The following is a 17,063-nucleotide window of genomic DNA, read 5'->3' as shown; positions in this document are numbered from 1 at the left end:
AGAGAGATTCGATGGCCAGAGATCGGGCGTTAACGCTAGAAGCGTTAAGGGTTATGGATGCGATCGACCGACGTGGTAGCTTCGCTGCGGCAGCTGATGAGCTGGGGCGCGTGCCGTCGGCACTCAGCTACACCATGCAAAAATTGGAAGAAGAATTGGACGTGGTGCTGTTCGACCGTTCCGGTCACCGTACCAAGTTCACCAATGTTGGGCGCATGTTGCTGGAGCGTGGTCGGGTACTGTTGGAAGCCGCAGACAAGCTGACTACGGATGCCGAAGCCTTGGCGCGCGGTTGGGAAACCCATCTGACGATCGTCAGCGAAGCGCTGTCGCCGCCGAGCAAGTTATTTCCGCTGGTCGACAAATTAGCCCTAAAGGCGAATACCCAGGTGTCAATTTTCACCGAGGTGCTGGCAGGTGCCTGGGAAAGGCTGGAGCAGGGGCGTGCCGATATCGTTATCGCCCCGGACATGCATTTCCGCGCCTCGTCAGAAATCAACACCCGTAAGCTGTACAAAGTGATGAGCGTATATGTTGCCGCGCCGAACCACCCGATCCACCTTGAGCCTGAGCCGTTATCCGAATTGACGCGAGTGAAGTACCGCGGTATTGCGGTAGCGGATACCGCCCGGGAACGGCCGGTATTGACGGTGCAACTGTTGGATAAACAGCAGCGGCTGACGGTCAGCACCATTGAAGACAAGCGTCTGGCCCTGCTGGCTGGCTTGGGTGTGGCGACCATGCCTTACCCGATGGTCGAAAAGGACATTGAAGAGGGGCGCCTGCGCGTTGTGGGGCCGGAATACAGCCGTGAGGCTGATATCATCATGGCCTGGCGGCGTGACAGCATGGGAGAGGCAAAAGCCTGGTTCCTGCGCGAAATTCCGCGGCTGTTTGCGCAGTTGGAACGACAGTAGTTCATTCCCCCTCGGCGGTAAGGCGAGGGGGAAGGTTTTAGCCGAAACGCGTGTCCCGACCATGGGGTTCGTCCAAATCCTGTGCCGGGCCGATGGAAATAATACCGTGCGGATTGATGGTGGCGTGACTGCGGTAATAATGATTACGGATGTGCGGCAAACTGACCGTTTCGGCAATGCCGGGCATCTGATAAATGTCCCGCAGGAAGCCATAGAGGTTGAGATAATCGCTGATGCGGTGTTTGTCGCATTTAAAGTGGGTGACATACACCGGATCGAAACGCACTAGCGTGGTCCACAGGCGCAGGTCAGCCTCGGTAAGGCGTTCACCGGTCAGATAGCGTTGTTGCCCCAAGATTTGCTCCAACCGTGCGAGCCCATCAAATACCCCGTTTACCGCTTCATCATAGGCTGCCTGGCTGGTGGCGAAACCCGCTTTGTACACCCCGTTATTGACCTGATCGTAAATCCAACCGTTTAACTCATCGATTTTTCCGCGTAGCTCTGCCGGGTAGTAATCGCCAGCACGTGCGCCTACGCCATCAAATGCGCTGTTGAACATCCGGATGATATCGGCGGATTCGTTACTGACGATGGTTTGCTGTTGTTTATCCCACAGCACCGGTACCGTCACGCGGCCGGTATAGTGTTTGTCGGCGCGCAAGTAAAGCTGGTAGAGGAAATCCGAGTGGTACAGGCTGTCGCCTGTCGCCTCCGGGAAGTCGGTGCCGAAGGTCCAGCCGTTTTGCAACATCAGCGGATGCACCACGGAAACGGGAATGATGTGCTCGAGCCCTTTCAATTTGCGCATCAGCAGAGTGCGGTGTGCCCAAGGGCAGGCGAGGGAAACGTACAGGTGATAACGATCTTTCTCCGCTTTAAAACCTCCGACTCCGTGTTCGCCCGGTTGACCGTCAGCGGTCACCCAATTGCGGAACTGAGAGGTTGAGCGTTTGAAACGGCCTCCGGTAGATGAGGTGTCATACCAGATGTCTTGCCAAACGCCATCGACGAGTTGTCCCATGGGAATCTCCTTCGTGTCCGAGTGAAAAAGCAGAAGGGTCCGGCATGCCGGACCCTGAATCGGTCTTAAAATCTTACCACTTTTTGTTCAGAATGCGGTCGATGCTGAAACCGCCTGGGCCTGCTACGGCCAGGACGATGAAGCCGCCGGCGATGGTCAGGTTTTTCATGAACATCAGCTGGTTTACGCCTTCTGCAAAGTTAGTATGGAACAACAGCGCAGTCAGGATGGTAAAACCGGCGGTGAACAGTGCCACTGTACGGGTCAGGAAGCCGAACAGAATTGCCAGACCGCCGCCAAACTCCAGCAGAATGGTCAATGGCAGCAAGAAGCCAGGGACGCCCATCGATTGCATATACTGTTGGGTACCGGCATAGGCATCACCCATTTTGCCGTAGCCTGCCACGATAAACAGGATTGGCATCAGAATACGAGCAACCAGCAAACCTGTATCTTCTAATTTTTTCATCATCTACTCCAAAGTAATTTTTGTTTGCCAGTCTTGGCGTTTTCATGTCAGTGGGTGGTATGCCGGGTATCTGACCCTGTCCTGCCCGTTTCGTATCGATGGAGTGAATGTTAATCGGGAAGCGGATGCTTTGTTAGCAAGTAAAACTGTCGTATTTTTTCAAAAAAACTGAATCTTTAGCCTGCTAACAAATGGAGGGTAATCAGAATGTTGCCCAACCTTCACCGACAGAAACGTGATGTTTCTGTGAAAAGGCGGGCTTAACAACGGAAGTTTTGAAGAAAGTGAGACAGGTTATTTCGAGGAAAAGGTTTTCTGGATCAATCGGATAGTGCTAATTGCGGCAAAGGCGCGACGAGACCAGCGAATCAGCTTGCTGGGATGGCGTACACCGTACAGTGCCATCACACTTGAACCGACCACCAGATATTTACGCAGGCCAAAAATGGTTTGCCAGCCGCGATCGATACGTTCGGTCTTTTCCAGCCACAGAGTTTTGTTGTCAGCAAGATCCAGCCTTTGCTGCTGGATCTTGTTAATCAGCTTCTCTTTCCTCCATTCCAGATAGCGGCGGCGATTCATTGTTCACCCTCCAACTGGGAACGGTCTATTTCCAATTGTTTGCGCGAAGCGCCAAGCAGCGTAGAGCGCCGCGCTTTGACCAGCGTCCAAATGGTGCCGACAATGGCCAGGAACAACAGTACGCCAGTGGTGGTACCTAATGCGATCAAGCGGTAAACCGGATCGATAGCCCAGAATATCAGGATCAGTAGGCTCATCAGGCCAAATGCCGTGAACAACAGCGTCATACCGGCCATGATCAATAACTGAATAAGGTTGGCTTTCTCCTCTTCCAGCTCGACCACGGCCAGTCGTACGCGTGTTTCCACCATACCGACCAGAATAGTGATGATGCGCTGCCCGATGTCCAGGACCCCTTTAGCGGGGCCCTCGCGGCCTTGTGGTTGTTCAGCCATAATTAACGACGCGCGAGCAGAACGCCCAACACCACGCCAACGGCAGCGCCGATACCGATGCCGGTCCACGGATTATCACGCACGTAATCGTCGGCCTGACCTGCGATCTGTTTGGTCTGAGAGGCAATTTTGTCGCCAGCATCGCTCAGGCGTGCGCGGGTATCTTTCAATGCGCCTTCTGCTTTGGAACGCAGTTTTTCCAGTTCTGCTTTTGGCTTATCGGTGGAAGAGTTCAACACTTCTTCCAACGTATCGGCTAAGGATTTAAGTTCAGCGCGTAAGTTCTCTGCATTTGAATCATGTGCCATGTGATTATTCCTTAACGTTAACTTCGACAGACTTTCAACATAGCGGATTTTTTCGCCGGAGCAAAGGGCGGATGGGTAGCTGATATCACTAAGCATCCATTTTATATGCAATGAAAATCCCGTATGACGCGGCTCTCAGCGATAAATCCGCTGGTGTAAAAAAACTATTCCGCTTGGGCTTGCTTAAGCTCTGCTTGAGCTTCAGCCAGCTTTTTCTGTTTCTTGGCGACTTTTTCCAGATTGCCGGTCTGCTGAGCTTCTTTCAGCTCTTGCTGACGCTCAGTCACTTTGCGTTGTTTTTCGTCAATTTTTTTCTGACGATCGGCCTGCAGACTGGCCGGTGTGCAATGGGTTTGCACCTCATTCAACGCTTTCTTCAAACCGGCAACACGCTGGGTATTGCCGTGTTGGGTAGCGTAATCGATCTGTTGTTGAATATTTTGTGCCTTGATGGCACAGCCGTCCTCTGCTGCAAACGACAGGGCAGGGAGGGCGAATAATGGGAGAGCCAGTAACATCGATTGGCGTAATTTCATGCTATCAGTTCCTTGTTAATGGGATGCATTGGCACACATCCACCGTTCCAGACTGCCACAAAGGCAGTGCGACAGGAGTCTTACGCTGCTGACTGACGCTAACCTTTAGCATAGCCATAAATCGTGAAGACCCCAAAGAATCCGCCACAGTTGAGTCTTGATTGGTGATTAATTGAGCTGCGGACGATATGAAAGGAAAACCCTTCATATGAAGGGGTATTATCCCAGATTGAGTGGGGCGCGCGCAAATTCACGCACCCAATGGGTAGGAACAGGGGATTCGCTCAGGGCGATAATGTATCCCGGCGGCAGAATGGTTTGCAGTGCCTCACGTGCCAACAATTGTTGTTCGGGTGAGTCCAAGCGAATCACCAAACCATCGCCCTCCGGGGTAATGCTTTTGATGCGAATACCACGCTGATCCAAGCGTTGATAAACATAAAAACCGTCGGGCAGCGAAAGGCCTTGCTGGCCAGCACGAATGCGAAGTTCGCTTTCAGTGCGCACCATGCAAGGCACCAAGAGCGTGGCGAGCGCCAGCAAAGCGAGCGCAATCAGCAGAACATACTGCCAGCGCGGGCGCTTTGTCATCACGCCCCTTTCCCCTGATTTTGGCTGTCTGAGCGTTTCTTACGCCACAGCACAATCAACGAGCCGACCAGCCCGACAACCAGTAACACTAACGGCAGCAGCATCAGGCAGAACATTAACTGGTCTTCATATTTGCGAAACACAGGAGTCTTGCCCAACGCAAAGCCCAGAGACGTCAGGATCACCACCCACAGCAGGCCACTCATCCAGTTAAAGAACTGGAAACGCGCATTGCTCAAACCGGAGAGGCCGGCAATGGTTGGCAGCAGGGTACGGACAAACGCCAGGAAACGACCAACCAACAGGGCGGAAAGTCCGTGACGGTGGAACAATTGATGCGCGCGTTGGTGATAGTGCGCCGGCAGATGCGATAGCCAGCCCTGCACCGTTCGCGTATTGCCGAGCCACTTACCTTGTATGTAGCTGACCCAGCACCCCAGGCTGGCGGCGACGGTCAGGATAAAAATGGTGAGCGGGAAATTCATGGTGCCTTTGGCGATCAACACGCCAACCAGGATCAGCAAGCTGTCGCCCGGCAGAAACGCCGCGGGCAGCAGGCCATTTTCCAGGAACAGGATCATAAACAGCAGGACGTAGAGGGTCCACACGAGCGAAGGGTTCGCCAGCGTCTCAAAATCCTGCTGCCATAAGGCATGTAACAGTTCTTTAATGATGTCCATCCGGTGTTCCTAAAACGTCATTGTTTGTTTGTGTCTCAGCGGCGGATCGGAAGTAGGCGAAGAGCGCGCGGGCGATCCTGACTGCTGGTAACGATGAAACGGCGTTGCTTTTTAGTGGGTTCTAATCGGTGCGACACCGGTCAAGAGTGGTAAGTCAGCGTGCCACGGTAAAGCATATTACTTTCTTTCCAGCCACCCAGCCTGTTCTGCCGCTGCGGGGCGTGCAGTGCCCAATTGACCTGGGCAAGCCGGTTTAGCGCAGGTGAGGTCTGGCGCGGGAGCCGAGTGCGGTAGCCTAAGGTTGTGGTCTGAGTATAGACCGGCAGCCATTGGGCTGAGGCTGTCAATGAACCGGGGTAAGAATGCACCCGCGGCAACAGGAGCGGCACCTTGCCGGGCGGTTTGCGCCGCAGTTCTGCAGGTGACTGGTAAACCAAGTCAAAGTCAGAAGAGGAAAGCGTTGTATCAGCGAACAATGGCTGACTGTTCAATGCTGTGGGAGTCGTCGCGCATAGCTTTTGGCCGGAGACCGAACCGGTCCAGCAGAAAAGAGCAATAAGCATGGCAAACAACCAGCGCATTTATTCGCGTCCCGCCCCGTAGCAGAGGGTAAAAAAAGTGGCTCAACTCTAACAAAATAGCACGATTGGCAACAGGGAAATCTACGTTGCCATCGGTGAAATACTACACGGCAAACTGCGGTTCAGGCATCGATTCAGCGGATTTTACAATACCTGACATAACCCGACGATTTTTGACTGCCTGGGCTATTTATTTTCTGCGGCTGCATTGTCCAGATGCACCACCGGATTATCGGCGAACAGATAGCGGTCAGCGTTATATTCGAAATCGTCGCTGGTGGCGTTGAACAGCATCTGCTTGGTGTTTTCCAGGTGTTGCCACATGGCCAGTTTGGCAGCATGGGGATCTTTGCGAATCAACGCCTTAAGGATCTGATCGTGATCGTCACACCAACTGGCAATTGAGCGATCGTCGATGTGTTCATGCAGCTTGATCCAATAAGGGTTATTGACGCGTTGCACCCACATTTTTTCTACGATTGTGGCCATGGCGGTATTTTGGGTAGCGAGCGCCACCTGCACGTGGAATTTCAGATCCCACTGTGAATCACGAAAGCGATCTTCCTTACGGGCTTGCTCCTGAATCTCCATCAATTGAACGATGTCTTGCTTGGTGACTTGGGTAGCCGCAAATTCCGCAATATTACTTTCGATCAGTTGGCGCGCCTGCAGAAGCTCAAAGGGGCCGGCGGTGGCGAACTCAATGCTGTCGCCCGGCACGACCAGATTTTTCTGCTGGTTGGACATCACGTGGATCCCGGAGCCTTTGCGTACGTCAACGTAGCCTTCCACTTCCAGCATGATGATGGCCTCCCGCACTACGGTACGGCTGACATTCATTTCTTCGGCAATGTAACGCTCGGCCGGCAGTTTATCGCCCACAGGGTATCGGCCACTTTCAATACGTTGCTTAAGCTCGGCGGCCAGTTGTTGGTACAGGCGTCTGGTTTCAGTGAATTCCATAGTGAATGCTCTTAGGGTAGAGAGGGGGCATAACCATAGATTTGTTATACCACTTATCCGGTGGAGCTACCAGTGACGGCTAGGGAGCGCCCGGCGCGGTGGCCGGGCGGCGGGATTAACTGCGTGCGGGTTCCGGTTGCAGGGCATCTTCTGTCGGCGGGGTTGCCGGTCGATTTTGCAAGAGGGTCCAGATAGCAATGGCGCCGAGAATATCGAATACCGACAGCGCTGCAAACAATGGGCTGAACCCCAGAGTATCTGCCAATGCACCGACCACCAGAGCAAACAGCGTGCTGGCGGTCCAGGCAGCCATGCCGGTCAGGCCATTGGCGGTGGCGACCTCGTTGCGACCAAAGACGTCAGAAGACAGGGTAATCAGTGCACCGGACAGTGCCTGATGAGCAAAACCGCCGACGCATAACAGCGCGATAGCCGCATAAGGGCTCGTGAACAAACCGATCATGCCGGGGCCAATCATGAGCACCGCACCCAGAGTGACCACCAGTTTGCGCGACACGATCAGGTTCACCTTAAAGTGCTTTTGGAAAAACGGTGGCAGATATCCGCCAACGATGCAGCCGAGATCGGCGAACAGCATCGGCATCCAGGCAAACATGGCGATCTCTTTCAGGTTAAAACCGTAGGCTTTGAACATGAATAGCGGGATCCAGGCATTGAATGTACCCCAGGCAGGCTCCGCCAAAAATCGCGGGAGCGCGATGCCCCAGAACTGGCGGTTGCGCACAATCTGCCAGGCAGACATTTTCTTGGCATTATCGGTTTGGTGTTGAGCCTCCTGGCCATTGAGGATGTAATGGCGCTCTTCATTGCTGAGTTTCTTCTGATCCTTCGGGTGTTTGTAGAAAATCAGCCAACAGATGGCCCAGATCAGGCTTAGCACACCGGTGATGATAAACGCCATTTCCCAGCTGTGCGCAACGATGGCCCAGACCACTAACGGCGGGGCGAGCATGCCGCCGATCGACGAACCTACGTTAAAATAACCCACAGCAATGGATCGTTCTTTGGCTGGGAACCATTCGCTGCTGGCTTTCAGCCCGGCGGGGATCATCGCTGCTTCCGCCATACCCACGGCGCCGCGTGCCAGCGCTAGTCCACCCCAACTGTTGGCGAGCGCGGTGCCCATGCAAAACAGGGCCCACAGGATAGCGAACATGGCGTATCCCACTTTGGTCCCTAAAACGTCCAGTACGTATCCCGCCACTGGCTGCATCAGGGTATAGCAGGCGGAATAGGCCGCGACGATGTATGAGTACTGCTGCGTGGTGATATGTAAGGTGCCTTCCAGCGTCGGTGCTGCGACGGCAATGGCGTTGCGGGTCAGGTAACCCAGCACGGTGCCGATGGTCACCAAGCCGATCATGTACCAGCGTAACCCTTTAATTTTACGCATCCGAAATGTCTCCCAGTCTTCAATAGGCAGTGCCGAGATGGCAGCAGCGTGTAGGGGGTGATCCCTTTTCGTTGTTCTGCGCCGGCCTGTCCGTCACCGACGTATTCCCGCCGCATGAACGACTGGGTGGCGAGACAATAACTTGTCATACAGATTTAAAAGTTGAGTGATATCACAAAAGCCGTTTTTCAATTGGGCAATACTGTTTGCGGGATAATTATGCGATTTGTGCCGTTTTTTGCCGCAAAAATGCCGGTTAATGGCCTTTTGAAGAGGGCCTAGTCGCTACGCAGAGTGATATTTTGCTGGACGCTCAGTTAAATTGGTGTGATAACTTTGTCGCATTGAACAGAGTCGCAGAACGACAAGCAAGGTGAGGAGCCAGATATGGCGACGTTTTTAAGTGAAGATTTTCTGTTAGATACCGAATTCTCCCGGCGTTTGTATCATGATTATGCTGCGGACCAGCCGATCTTTGACTATCACTGTCATTTACCCCCGGAACAGATTGCCGAGAATACCCGTTTCAATAATTTGTATGAGATCTGGCTAAAAGGCGATCACTACAAATGGCGCGCGATGCGCACTAACGGCGTGGCGGAACGGTTGTGTACTGGGGATGCCAGCGATCGTGAGAAATTCGACGCTTGGGCCGCCACTGTGCCTCACACCATCGGTAACCCGCTATACCACTGGACACACCTGGAGCTGCGCCGCCCGTTCGGTATCACAGGAACGTTACTTTCCCCGACGACGGCGGACGATATCTGGCAGCGCGGTAATGCGTTACTGGCGCAGGACGATTTCAGGGCGCGTGGCATCATGCAGCAAATGAACGTGAAAATGGTCGGCACGACAGATGATCCCATCGACGATCTGCGCCACCACAAAGCCATTGCCGCCGACGGCAGTTTCGATATCAAAGTATTGCCAAGCTGGCGACCGGATAAGGCGTTCAATATTGATGCGCCGGGTTTCAATGATTACCTGCAAAAGCTGGAAGCGGCAGCGGATATCAATATTGGTCGTTTCAGTACCCTGTGTGACGCATTGAAAAAGCGTATGGATCACTTTGCTGCCCACGGCTGCAAGGTGGCTGACCATGCGCTGGATGTGGTGGTGTATGGCGAAGCGGACGAAGCAACATTAGACGCTATTTTAGCGGCACGTCTGAGTGGCAAACTGCCGACACCGGAGCAAAGCGCCCAGTTTAAAAACGCCGTGCTGGTGTTCCTGGCGGCTGAATATCAACGTCGTGAATGGGTGCAGCAGTACCATATTGGTGCTTTGCGTAATAATAACAGCCGCATGCTGGCAAGCCGGGGACCGGACATCGGCTTCGACTCGATTAACGATCGGCCGCTGGCAGAGCCGCTTTCACGCTTGCTGGACGCCCAGGCGCGTCAAGGTGGGTTACCGAAAACGATCCTGTACTGTCTCAATCCGCGCGACAACGAGGTGATCGGCACCATGGTCGGTAACTTCCAGGGAGAAGGCACGCCGGGCAAAATGCAGTTTGGTTCCGGTTGGTGGTTCAACGATCAGAAAGACGGTATGCAGCGGCAGATGACACAGTTGGCGCAACTGGGGTTATTGAGCCGTTTTGTCGGCATGCTGACCGACAGTCGCAGTTTCTTGTCTTATACCCGCCATGAATACTTCCGTCGCATCCTGTGCCAAATGATCGGTCGTTGGGTGGAAGAGGGGGAAGCCCCGGCGGACATCACGCTGCTGGGTCAGATGGTGAGAAATATCTGCTTCGACAATGCCAAAAACTATTTTGCTATTGAACTGGCATAGCGGTTGCCCAAGGCGGGATTATGCAAAGCACGGTAAAAATTCATTCACTGGACAATGTCGCGGTGGCACTGCGTGACCTGGCCGCAGGCGAAACGCTGCGTGTAGAGGCTCAGGACATTGTGCTGTCGCAAGCGGTGGTTCGCGGACACAAGTTTGCGCTGAAACCCATAGCGGCCGGTGAGGCGATCACCAAATACGGTTTGCCGATCGGGCATGCGTTGGACGCTATCGCACCCGGTGAGCATATCCACTCACAAAATGCCAAAACCAATCTGAGCGATCTGGACAGTTATCAGTACCAACCTGCTTTTCCATCACTGCCCCCGCAGTCAGCAGACCGAAAGGTACATCTTTATCGTCGTAGCAGCGGAGAGGTCGGGATCCGCAACGAGTTGTGGATTGTGCCGACCGTTGGCTGTGTTAACGGTATTGCCCGGCAGATCCAACAGCGTTTTTTAAAGGAAACCCAAAATGCGGCGGGGATCGATGGCGTGCATCTGTTCAGCCACCCGTTTGGCTGTTCGCAACTGGGGCAGGATCACGACAATACCCGAACCATGCTGCAAAATATGGTGCGACACCCAAACGCGGGCGCGGTGTTGGTGATTGGACTCGGGTGTGAAAACAATCAGGTAGATGTTTTTCGCAGTACGCTGGGTGCAATCGATGAATCGCGGGTGCGCTTTATGGTGTGCCAACAACAGGATGACGAGGTGGAAGCGGGCCTCGAGCAGCTACATGCGTTGTATCAGGTGATGCGCGATGATCGCCGGCAGCCAGGTAAACTGAGTGAGTTGAAGTTTGGCCTGGAATGCGGTGGTTCGGACGGTTTATCAGGCATCACTGCCAATCCGTTGCTGGGCCGTTTTTCCGATTACCTGATCGCTAACGGTGGCACAACGGTGCTGACAGAAGTACCAGAGATGTTTGGTGCCGAGCGGATCTTGATGAGCCGGTGCCGCGATCGGGCAACCTTCGAAAAGACCGTCAGCATGGTTAACGATTTTAAACAGTATTTTATCGCTCATAATCAGCCCATTTATGAAAATCCCTCACCGGGCAACAAAGCGGGTGGTATCACCACGCTGGAGGAGAAGTCCCTCGGTTGCACGCAGAAAGCGGGGCAGAGTCAGGTCGTGGATGTACTCAAGTATGGCGAGCGGTTGCGGCAACCTGGCTTAAACTTGCTGAGTGCCCCCGGCAATGATGCGGTGGCGACCAGTGCGTTGGCGGGGGCGGGCTGTCACATGGTGTTGTTCAGTACCGGGCGTGGTACGCCCTATGGTGGCTTTGTTCCTACGGTTAAGTTGGCCACTAACAGCGAACTGGCGGCGAAGAAGCCCCACTGGATCGACTTTGATGCCGGCAAGTTGATCCACGGGACATCAATGGACAGCCTACTGGAGGCGTTTGTCGATCTCATCGTGGCGATCGCCAATGGTCAGGCGACGTGTAACGAAGTGAATGACTTTCGTGAATTAGCGATTTTTAAAAGCGGGGTGACATTGTAAAGCTGCGGTATCTGCTTTGCTGGCGCCGAAAAAAAGCGCCCGATAACGGGCGCCTTGTACAATCGTATCAGGAATTAACGCACTCTCAGTGGGTCTTCATCCGCCAAACGCTGGTCTTCTGCCTGGCAGGCCGCAGCAGTGAACAGCACGTCGGTAGAGGAGTTCAGTGCCGTTTCGGCGGAGTCTTGCAGTACACCGATAATAAAGCCGACAGCAACGACCTGCATGGCCACATCGTTCGGGATACCGAACATGTTACAGGCCAATGGAATCAGCAGCAGCGAACCGCCGGCCACGCCGGAAGCACCACAGGCACAGACGGCAGCGACAACGCTCAGCAGCAGTGCAGTCGGAATATCAACGGGAATTCCCAGAGTGTGGACCGCAGCCAGCGTGAGCACGGTAATGGTGATTGCCGCACCGGCCATATTGATAGTGGCGCCCAGCGGGATAGAAACCGAGTAGGTGTCTTCGTTCAGATTCAGCTTTTTGCACAGCTCCATATTCACGGGAATATTGGCGGCTGAGCTGCGGGTGAAGAACGCGGTCACGCCACTCTCACGCAGGCAAGCAAAGACCAGCGGATAAGGGTTACGGCGAATTTTCCAGTAAACGATCAGCGGGTTCAGCACCAGCGCTACCAGCAACATACAGCCGATCAGCACCACCAGCAGTTGGGCATAACCCCACAGCGCACCGAAACCGGTGTCCGCCAGCGTCGAGGCCACCAGACCGAAGATGCCGAGCGGTGCGCAACGGATCACCGCGCGCACCACCATGGTTACCGCGTGTGACAGATCGTTAATCAGCGATTTAGTGGTTTCGGAAGCGTGGCGCAGTGCCAGGCCCAGGCCCACGGCCCAAGCCAGAATGCCGATATAGTTGGCGCTAATCAGTGCCTGGAACGGGTTGGCAACCACGCTCAGTAACAGGCCTTTTAGCACTTCAATAATACCGCCCGGCGGGTTGATATCCGCATTACCGGCCACCAGCGCCAGATTGGACGGGAACATAAAGCTGACGACAACCGCCACCAGCGCGGCAGCGAAGGTGCCCAACAGATAAAGGAACAGGATCGGACGGATGTTCGTCTTCTGGCCGTGTTTATGGTTGGCGATTGACGCCATAACCAATACCAGCACCAGCACAGGCGCTACCGCTTTTAATGCCCCGACGAACAGCGCGCCCAGCAGCCCAACGGCTGAAGCCGTTGCCGGTGAGACCAACGCAACAATGATGCCGGCCACCAGGCCGATCATGATTTGTTTAACCAGGCTGCCCTGTACGATCCGTTGTAGTAATTTTTGCATGATGCTTTTCCCGATGATGTTGCGTACAGACTTTGTCACCTCGGCGGGAACGCCACCGGACAACTTTATTTGAATCTGTAACCAAGTGTGTTTGCTTAATCAGTATTCAGTAAACGGATGGGGTTGGAAAGGGTCAGCGGTGAAATTCTGAGGGCGGATCAACTCTTGATAACATTCTGATTACATTTGTGTGATCGCAATAACATTTGGCGTTTGGGATGAATTGCCAAACAATCACGGGGCGACTAGCGCCCCGGATAACAGATTATGGTGCTTTATTATTAGCCAAACGGTCGTTACGGCGGTTAACCCAGGCGTTGATCAGCAGGGTCAGCGTCAGGATACCGGCCACGACACCGAGCGAAACGCCGATCGGGATATGGAAGAAGTCGATAATCAACATTTTGACGCCGATAAACATCAAAATGATCGACAGGCCGTACTTCAGCATAGAGAAACGTTCTGCCACGTTAGCCAGCAGGAAGTACATAGCACGCAGCCCCATGATGGCGAACAGGTTAGAAGTCAGAACGATAAACGGATCCGTAGTGACGGCAAAGATTGCCGGGATGCTGTCGACGGCAAAGATCACGTCACTCAGCTCCACCAGTATCAGTACCAATACCAGCGGTGTCGCAAACAACACGCCGTTGCGGCGCACGAAGAAACGCTCACCTTCCAGGTTATCGGTCATACGCAGGTGGCTGCGCAGCCACTTCACCAAGGGTTTGTCGCCAATCGCCGAATCGTCTTCCTTCGCCAGCGCCATCTTGATACCGGTGAACAGCAGGAAAGCGCCGAACAAATACAGTAACCACTGGAACTGGGTTACCAGCCAGCTACCGGCAAAAATCATGATAGTACGCAGCACAATCGCGCCCAGTACGCCGAAAATCAATACCCGACGCTGCAGGTTGGCTGGTACGGCAAAGTAGCTGAACAGCATCAGCCAGACGAAGACGTTATCAACCGCCAACGCTTTTTCGATCAGATAACCGGTGAGGAAGGCCAGCGCCTGAGTATCGGCAACAGCGCGCCCTGCGGTCTGGTTCAGGTAGTACCAAAAACCCAGGTTGAACAGCAGAGACAGGCTGACCCACACCAGCGACCAACTGGCGGCCTGCTTTAGCGTCATGGTGTGTGCGCCTTTGCGGCCTTGCAGCAGTAAGTCGATTGCGAGCATCACAACTATGATGGCGGCAAAGCTGCCCCATAACCAAGGTGTGCCAACGGTATTCATCATCAGAGGTATCCTTCAAAAACAAAAACGGCCAACGTCGGAAGACGCTAGCCGCTCTTATGAACGCTGCAAGCAAACCTCGCCTTCCGGCAAGGTCTCACTTACAACGTTGATGAAGGTGCACCGAAAGTGCGCCCTGACATCAGGTTGCCCGGTAACCGGGTGCTTACGCACCGTAATGACGATTGACCGGCAAGATACCCTTCATCTTTCAAGCCGCTGCTGCGTTGTCTTCCCTCTGTCACCCTAGTCACTTACTTAAGTAAGCTCCTGAGGATTCCTTCGGTTGCCGCCTTGCCGCACCTTGAAATCTATTAGGTATAAAAGTTACTCCCCTTTGCAGGGCAGAAAGTAATGCAAAATGTGTCAGTGGTCAACGTTTATTGCGTTACCCGGCCAAGGCTTTTTGCGCACCCAAACTGACGACAAACCCTTGCAACAGCAGCCGGCTGAACGGCGTATCGCTAACCTGCTGTTGCTTAAGCTGATACTCCGCATGTTGTTCTGGGTACAGCTCGCCGAGCCAGCTCAGATACTGGTGCATCACTGCGCCGTTGAACTCTGGGTGGAACTGAGTCGTCAGCACGTTATCGCCATAACTCAGGATCTGATAAGCATCCTGCTGGGAACGTGCCAGCACTACGGCGCCGGCAGGGGGCGTTAATACGCTCTGGGAGTGGATCAGGTTCGCCTTGAAGCGCGGTGGCAACATTGCCATCCGCCGGTCATTGGCGGCGGCGGGCAACAGTTCGATGTCCAGCGTACCGACCTCCATGCCTTGCGGGTGGTAGCCGACTTCGCCGCCGAGCGCGTAGGCCAGCAGTTGGTGGCCATAACAGGCGCCAAAAATAGGCAGCTTAATGTGCATCGCCTGGCGTAGCCACTCGGCAGCCTGCTCGCTCCAGGGTAATTGTTCAGTGACCATGGCCGGTGAACCGGTAATCACCACGCCAGAATAGTTTTGCGGGGGCAAAGGTTGTTCGCCTGCAGGAAGATGCACGATCTGCACACGATCGGCGTCAATGTTTCCCTGTTGCAGGAACATGCCGTCAAAATTGGCTTTCTCCCGGCGAATAATGTCTGGGGCATCGCCGGTTTGCATCAGTAATAATGGCTTCATGTCATTCTCCATCGGCAGGAAACACGACGCCAGTCTGGCGGCGAATTTCGGTCAACAAGTTGGCGATAATCAACGAATTTTCTAACCCAGGGTGCTCTACCTGCCGTTTCTCCACCAAATCGGCGAACACCTGTGCCTCATACAGCATGGTGTTAATGTGCTGTGGCTGGGTCAGATCCTGACGATGTCCCCCGCGGGGCGTTAGCGCTACGTTCTGGCACTCCGAGATTTTCTCAATCACCAACGTGCCATCTTCACCCTGGATCTCACTTGGAATGTCCGAATTGCTGACTTTGGAATGAGAGATGGTCACGTCGAAATCACCGTAGTTGAGGCAAGCTGTGCCGAGAGCATCAACGCCGGTGTCCAGCAAACACGCGCTGGCAATGACCGACTTTGGCGCACCGAACAGCGCCACGGCACTGGCCAAACAGTAATAGCCAATGTCCATGATCGAACCGTTGGAAAACTGCGGATTGAAGGTATTCGGGTTCTCTCCTGCCAGATAGCGCGGATAGCGTGAAGAGTATTGGCAGTAATTGATATAGGCTTTACGCAGGCGACCAATTTTGGGCAGCGCTTGCCGTAACGCCAAGAAATTCGGCAGGTGAGCGCTTTTAAAGGCTTCGAACAGCACCACCTGATTCTCGCGGGCGCAGGCCACCAACTTTTCGGCTTCGCGCAGGTTGGATACCATCGGCTTTTCGCAAATGACGTGCTTTTTATGGCTAAGGAACAGCAGTGCCTGCGAGTAGTGCAGGGCGTTAGGGCTGGCGATGTAAACTGCATCTATCGCGTCTGACTGGGCCATTGCCTCAAGGGAATCGAAAAACGCATTGACGTGGTAGTTGGCACCAAACGCCTGGGCCTGTTCTAACTTGCGTGAATAGACAGCGGTCAGCGTGAGTTTGCCACTTTCGTGTGCGGCGTCGATAAAGCGTTCCGTAATCCAGTTGGTGCCAACAACAGCAAAGCGAATCATAGATATCTCCAGTTCCCAGACGTTAGAAATCAGAGTATCACAGGGGCTCGTCAGGTATACAGATCGCCAAACACGGAGAGGTGAGTCAGGTACAGCCGGGTATCGAACTCCAATTGATGGTAATTGGGTTCCATATGGCAGCACAGGCTGTAGAAAGCTTTGTTATGGTCCTTCTCTTTCAGGTGTGCCAGCTCATGCACGACGATCATGCGTAGAAACGGCTCCGGTGCCAATTTGAATACCGTCGCCACGCGAATTTCCGCTTTGGCCTTCAGCTTGCCGCCCTGTACGCGAGAAATGGCGGTGTGCATGCCAAGCGCGTGTTTCATCACCTGGATTTTACCGTCATAGGCCACTTTGCTCAGTGGCTGGGCGTTGCGCAGGTATTGGTTTTTCAGATCGACGGTAAACTGATAAAGCGATTTGTCGGTGGTGCAGTCATGCACCTGCGGATAGCGCTGCAACAGCACATCCCCCAACCGTTGTTGGTCGATCAACTGTTGCACCTGGCTTTGCAGATGTTCAGGGTAGCCCTGCAGGTAGGTCAGTTCGGACATTATCTTCCCGTTGTGGCCTCAATTGAGCGGGCCATTGTATGATGTTTTTTCGTGCAAATCCCGCAAAGGGCAATTTATCCGAA

General features: G+C 53.9%; 19 protein-coding genes. 3 read left to right on the top strand and 16 right to left on the bottom strand.

Features of this window, described 5'->3' with window-relative positions:
* Positions 1-11 precede the first annotated feature (11 nt).
* Positions 12-917 carry a LysR family transcriptional regulator gene (locus ACI2J2_RS17350; RefSeq protein ID WP_037416398.1) on the top strand — a complete coding sequence of 302 codons (906 nt, stop codon included), beginning with the start codon at positions 12-14 and terminating at the stop codon, positions 915-917.
* 37 nt (positions 918-954) lie between these two features.
* Here the strand turns inward: ACI2J2_RS17350 and ACI2J2_RS17345 are convergent, their stop codons facing one another.
* The 11 genes from ACI2J2_RS17345 to ACI2J2_RS17295 form a co-directional block, all read right to left on the bottom strand.
* Positions 955-1,941, bottom strand: a complete 987-nt coding sequence (locus ACI2J2_RS17345) for a glutathione S-transferase family protein (protein ID WP_209637190.1) — start codon at positions 1,939-1,941, stop codon at positions 955-957.
* Between the two features lie 73 nt (positions 1,942-2,014).
* The gene (locus tag ACI2J2_RS17340; RefSeq protein WP_099062123.1) at positions 2,015-2,410 is read right to left on the bottom strand and encodes a DoxX family protein; all 396 of its coding nucleotides are present in this window, start codon (positions 2,408-2,410) and stop codon (positions 2,015-2,017) included.
* 294 nt (positions 2,411-2,704) lie between these two features.
* Positions 2,705-2,992, bottom strand: coding sequence for a YqjK-like family protein (locus ACI2J2_RS17335; protein WP_209637192.1), 288 nt, complete (start codon positions 2,990-2,992; stop codon positions 2,705-2,707).
* On the bottom strand, positions 2,989-3,387 hold the full coding sequence (locus ACI2J2_RS17330; RefSeq protein ID WP_061807840.1) for a phage holin family protein: 399 nt from the start codon (positions 3,385-3,387) through the stop codon (positions 2,989-2,991). The genes ACI2J2_RS17335 and ACI2J2_RS17330 overlap by 4 nt, the downstream gene beginning before the upstream one ends.
* Before the next feature lie 2 nt (positions 3,388-3,389).
* Positions 3,390-3,695, bottom strand: a complete 306-nt coding sequence (locus ACI2J2_RS17325) for a YqjD family protein (RefSeq protein WP_037416411.1) — start codon at positions 3,693-3,695, stop codon at positions 3,390-3,392.
* 164 nt (positions 3,696-3,859) lie between these two features.
* Positions 3,860-4,231, bottom strand: coding sequence for a DUF1090 domain-containing protein (locus ACI2J2_RS17320; protein WP_209637195.1), 372 nt, complete (start codon positions 4,229-4,231; stop codon positions 3,860-3,862).
* Positions 4,232-4,450: 219 nt separating this feature from the next.
* Positions 4,451-4,822, bottom strand: a complete 372-nt coding sequence (gene mzrA / locus ACI2J2_RS17315) for an EnvZ/OmpR regulon moderator MzrA (RefSeq protein ID WP_061807841.1) — start codon at positions 4,820-4,822, stop codon at positions 4,451-4,453.
* Positions 4,822-5,502, bottom strand: a complete 681-nt coding sequence (locus ACI2J2_RS17310; protein ID WP_037416416.1) for a DedA family protein — start codon at positions 5,500-5,502, stop codon at positions 4,822-4,824. Before ACI2J2_RS17310 ends, mzrA begins: the two co-directional genes overlap by 1 nt.
* A gap of 140 nt (positions 5,503-5,642) precedes the next feature.
* Entirely contained in the window at positions 5,643-6,083 is a 441-nt protein-coding gene (locus ACI2J2_RS17305; protein ID WP_404760517.1) for a hypothetical protein, read from the bottom strand.
* A gap of 186 nt (positions 6,084-6,269) precedes the next feature.
* Entirely contained in the window at positions 6,270-7,046 is a 777-nt protein-coding gene (gene exuR, locus ACI2J2_RS17300; RefSeq protein WP_265555910.1) for a transcriptional regulator ExuR, read from the bottom strand.
* A gap of 115 nt (positions 7,047-7,161) precedes the next feature.
* A complete protein-coding gene (locus ACI2J2_RS17295) occupies positions 7,162-8,460 on the bottom strand; it encodes an MFS transporter (protein ID WP_209637201.1) in 1,299 nt (432 codons plus the stop codon).
* Positions 8,461-8,847: 387 nt separating this feature from the next.
* Here ACI2J2_RS17295 and uxaC point away from each other — a divergent pair, with 387 nt between their 5' ends.
* Positions 8,848-10,260, top strand: coding sequence for a glucuronate isomerase (gene uxaC / locus ACI2J2_RS17290; RefSeq protein WP_404760516.1), 1,413 nt, complete (start codon positions 8,848-8,850; stop codon positions 10,258-10,260).
* Positions 10,261-10,280: 20 nt separating this feature from the next.
* A complete protein-coding gene (locus tag ACI2J2_RS17285) occupies positions 10,281-11,771 on the top strand; it encodes a UxaA family hydrolase (protein ID WP_404760515.1) in 1,491 nt (496 codons plus the stop codon).
* Positions 11,772-11,845: 74 nt separating this feature from the next.
* Here ACI2J2_RS17285 and sstT read toward each other — a convergent pair whose 3' ends face one another.
* The 5 genes from sstT to ACI2J2_RS17260 form a co-directional block, all read right to left on the bottom strand.
* On the bottom strand, positions 11,846-13,081 hold the full coding sequence (gene sstT, locus ACI2J2_RS17280) for a serine/threonine transporter SstT (protein WP_209637206.1): 1,236 nt from the start codon (positions 13,079-13,081) through the stop codon (positions 11,846-11,848).
* Between the two features lie 265 nt (positions 13,082-13,346).
* Positions 13,347-14,324, bottom strand: a complete 978-nt coding sequence (locus ACI2J2_RS17275; protein ID WP_280921279.1) for a TerC family protein — start codon at positions 14,322-14,324, stop codon at positions 13,347-13,349.
* A gap of 385 nt (positions 14,325-14,709) precedes the next feature.
* The gene (locus ACI2J2_RS17270; RefSeq protein ID WP_404760514.1) at positions 14,710-15,441 is read right to left on the bottom strand and encodes a glutamine amidotransferase; all 732 of its coding nucleotides are present in this window, start codon (positions 15,439-15,441) and stop codon (positions 14,710-14,712) included.
* A gap of 1 nt (position 15,442) precedes the next feature.
* A complete protein-coding gene (locus ACI2J2_RS17265; protein ID WP_404760513.1) occupies positions 15,443-16,423 on the bottom strand; it encodes a Gfo/Idh/MocA family protein in 981 nt (326 codons plus the stop codon).
* Between the two features lie 50 nt (positions 16,424-16,473).
* A complete protein-coding gene (locus tag ACI2J2_RS17260; protein ID WP_265555915.1) occupies positions 16,474-16,980 on the bottom strand; it encodes a M48 family metallopeptidase in 507 nt (168 codons plus the stop codon).
* Between the last annotated feature and the right edge of the window lie 83 nt (positions 16,981-17,063).

The sequence above is a fragment of the Serratia sp. NPDC087055 genome, assembly GCF_044900985.1.
Taxonomy (GTDB): Bacteria; Pseudomonadota; Gammaproteobacteria; order Enterobacterales; family Enterobacteriaceae; genus Serratia.
This window is presented reverse-complemented; position numbering and strand designations above follow the sequence as displayed.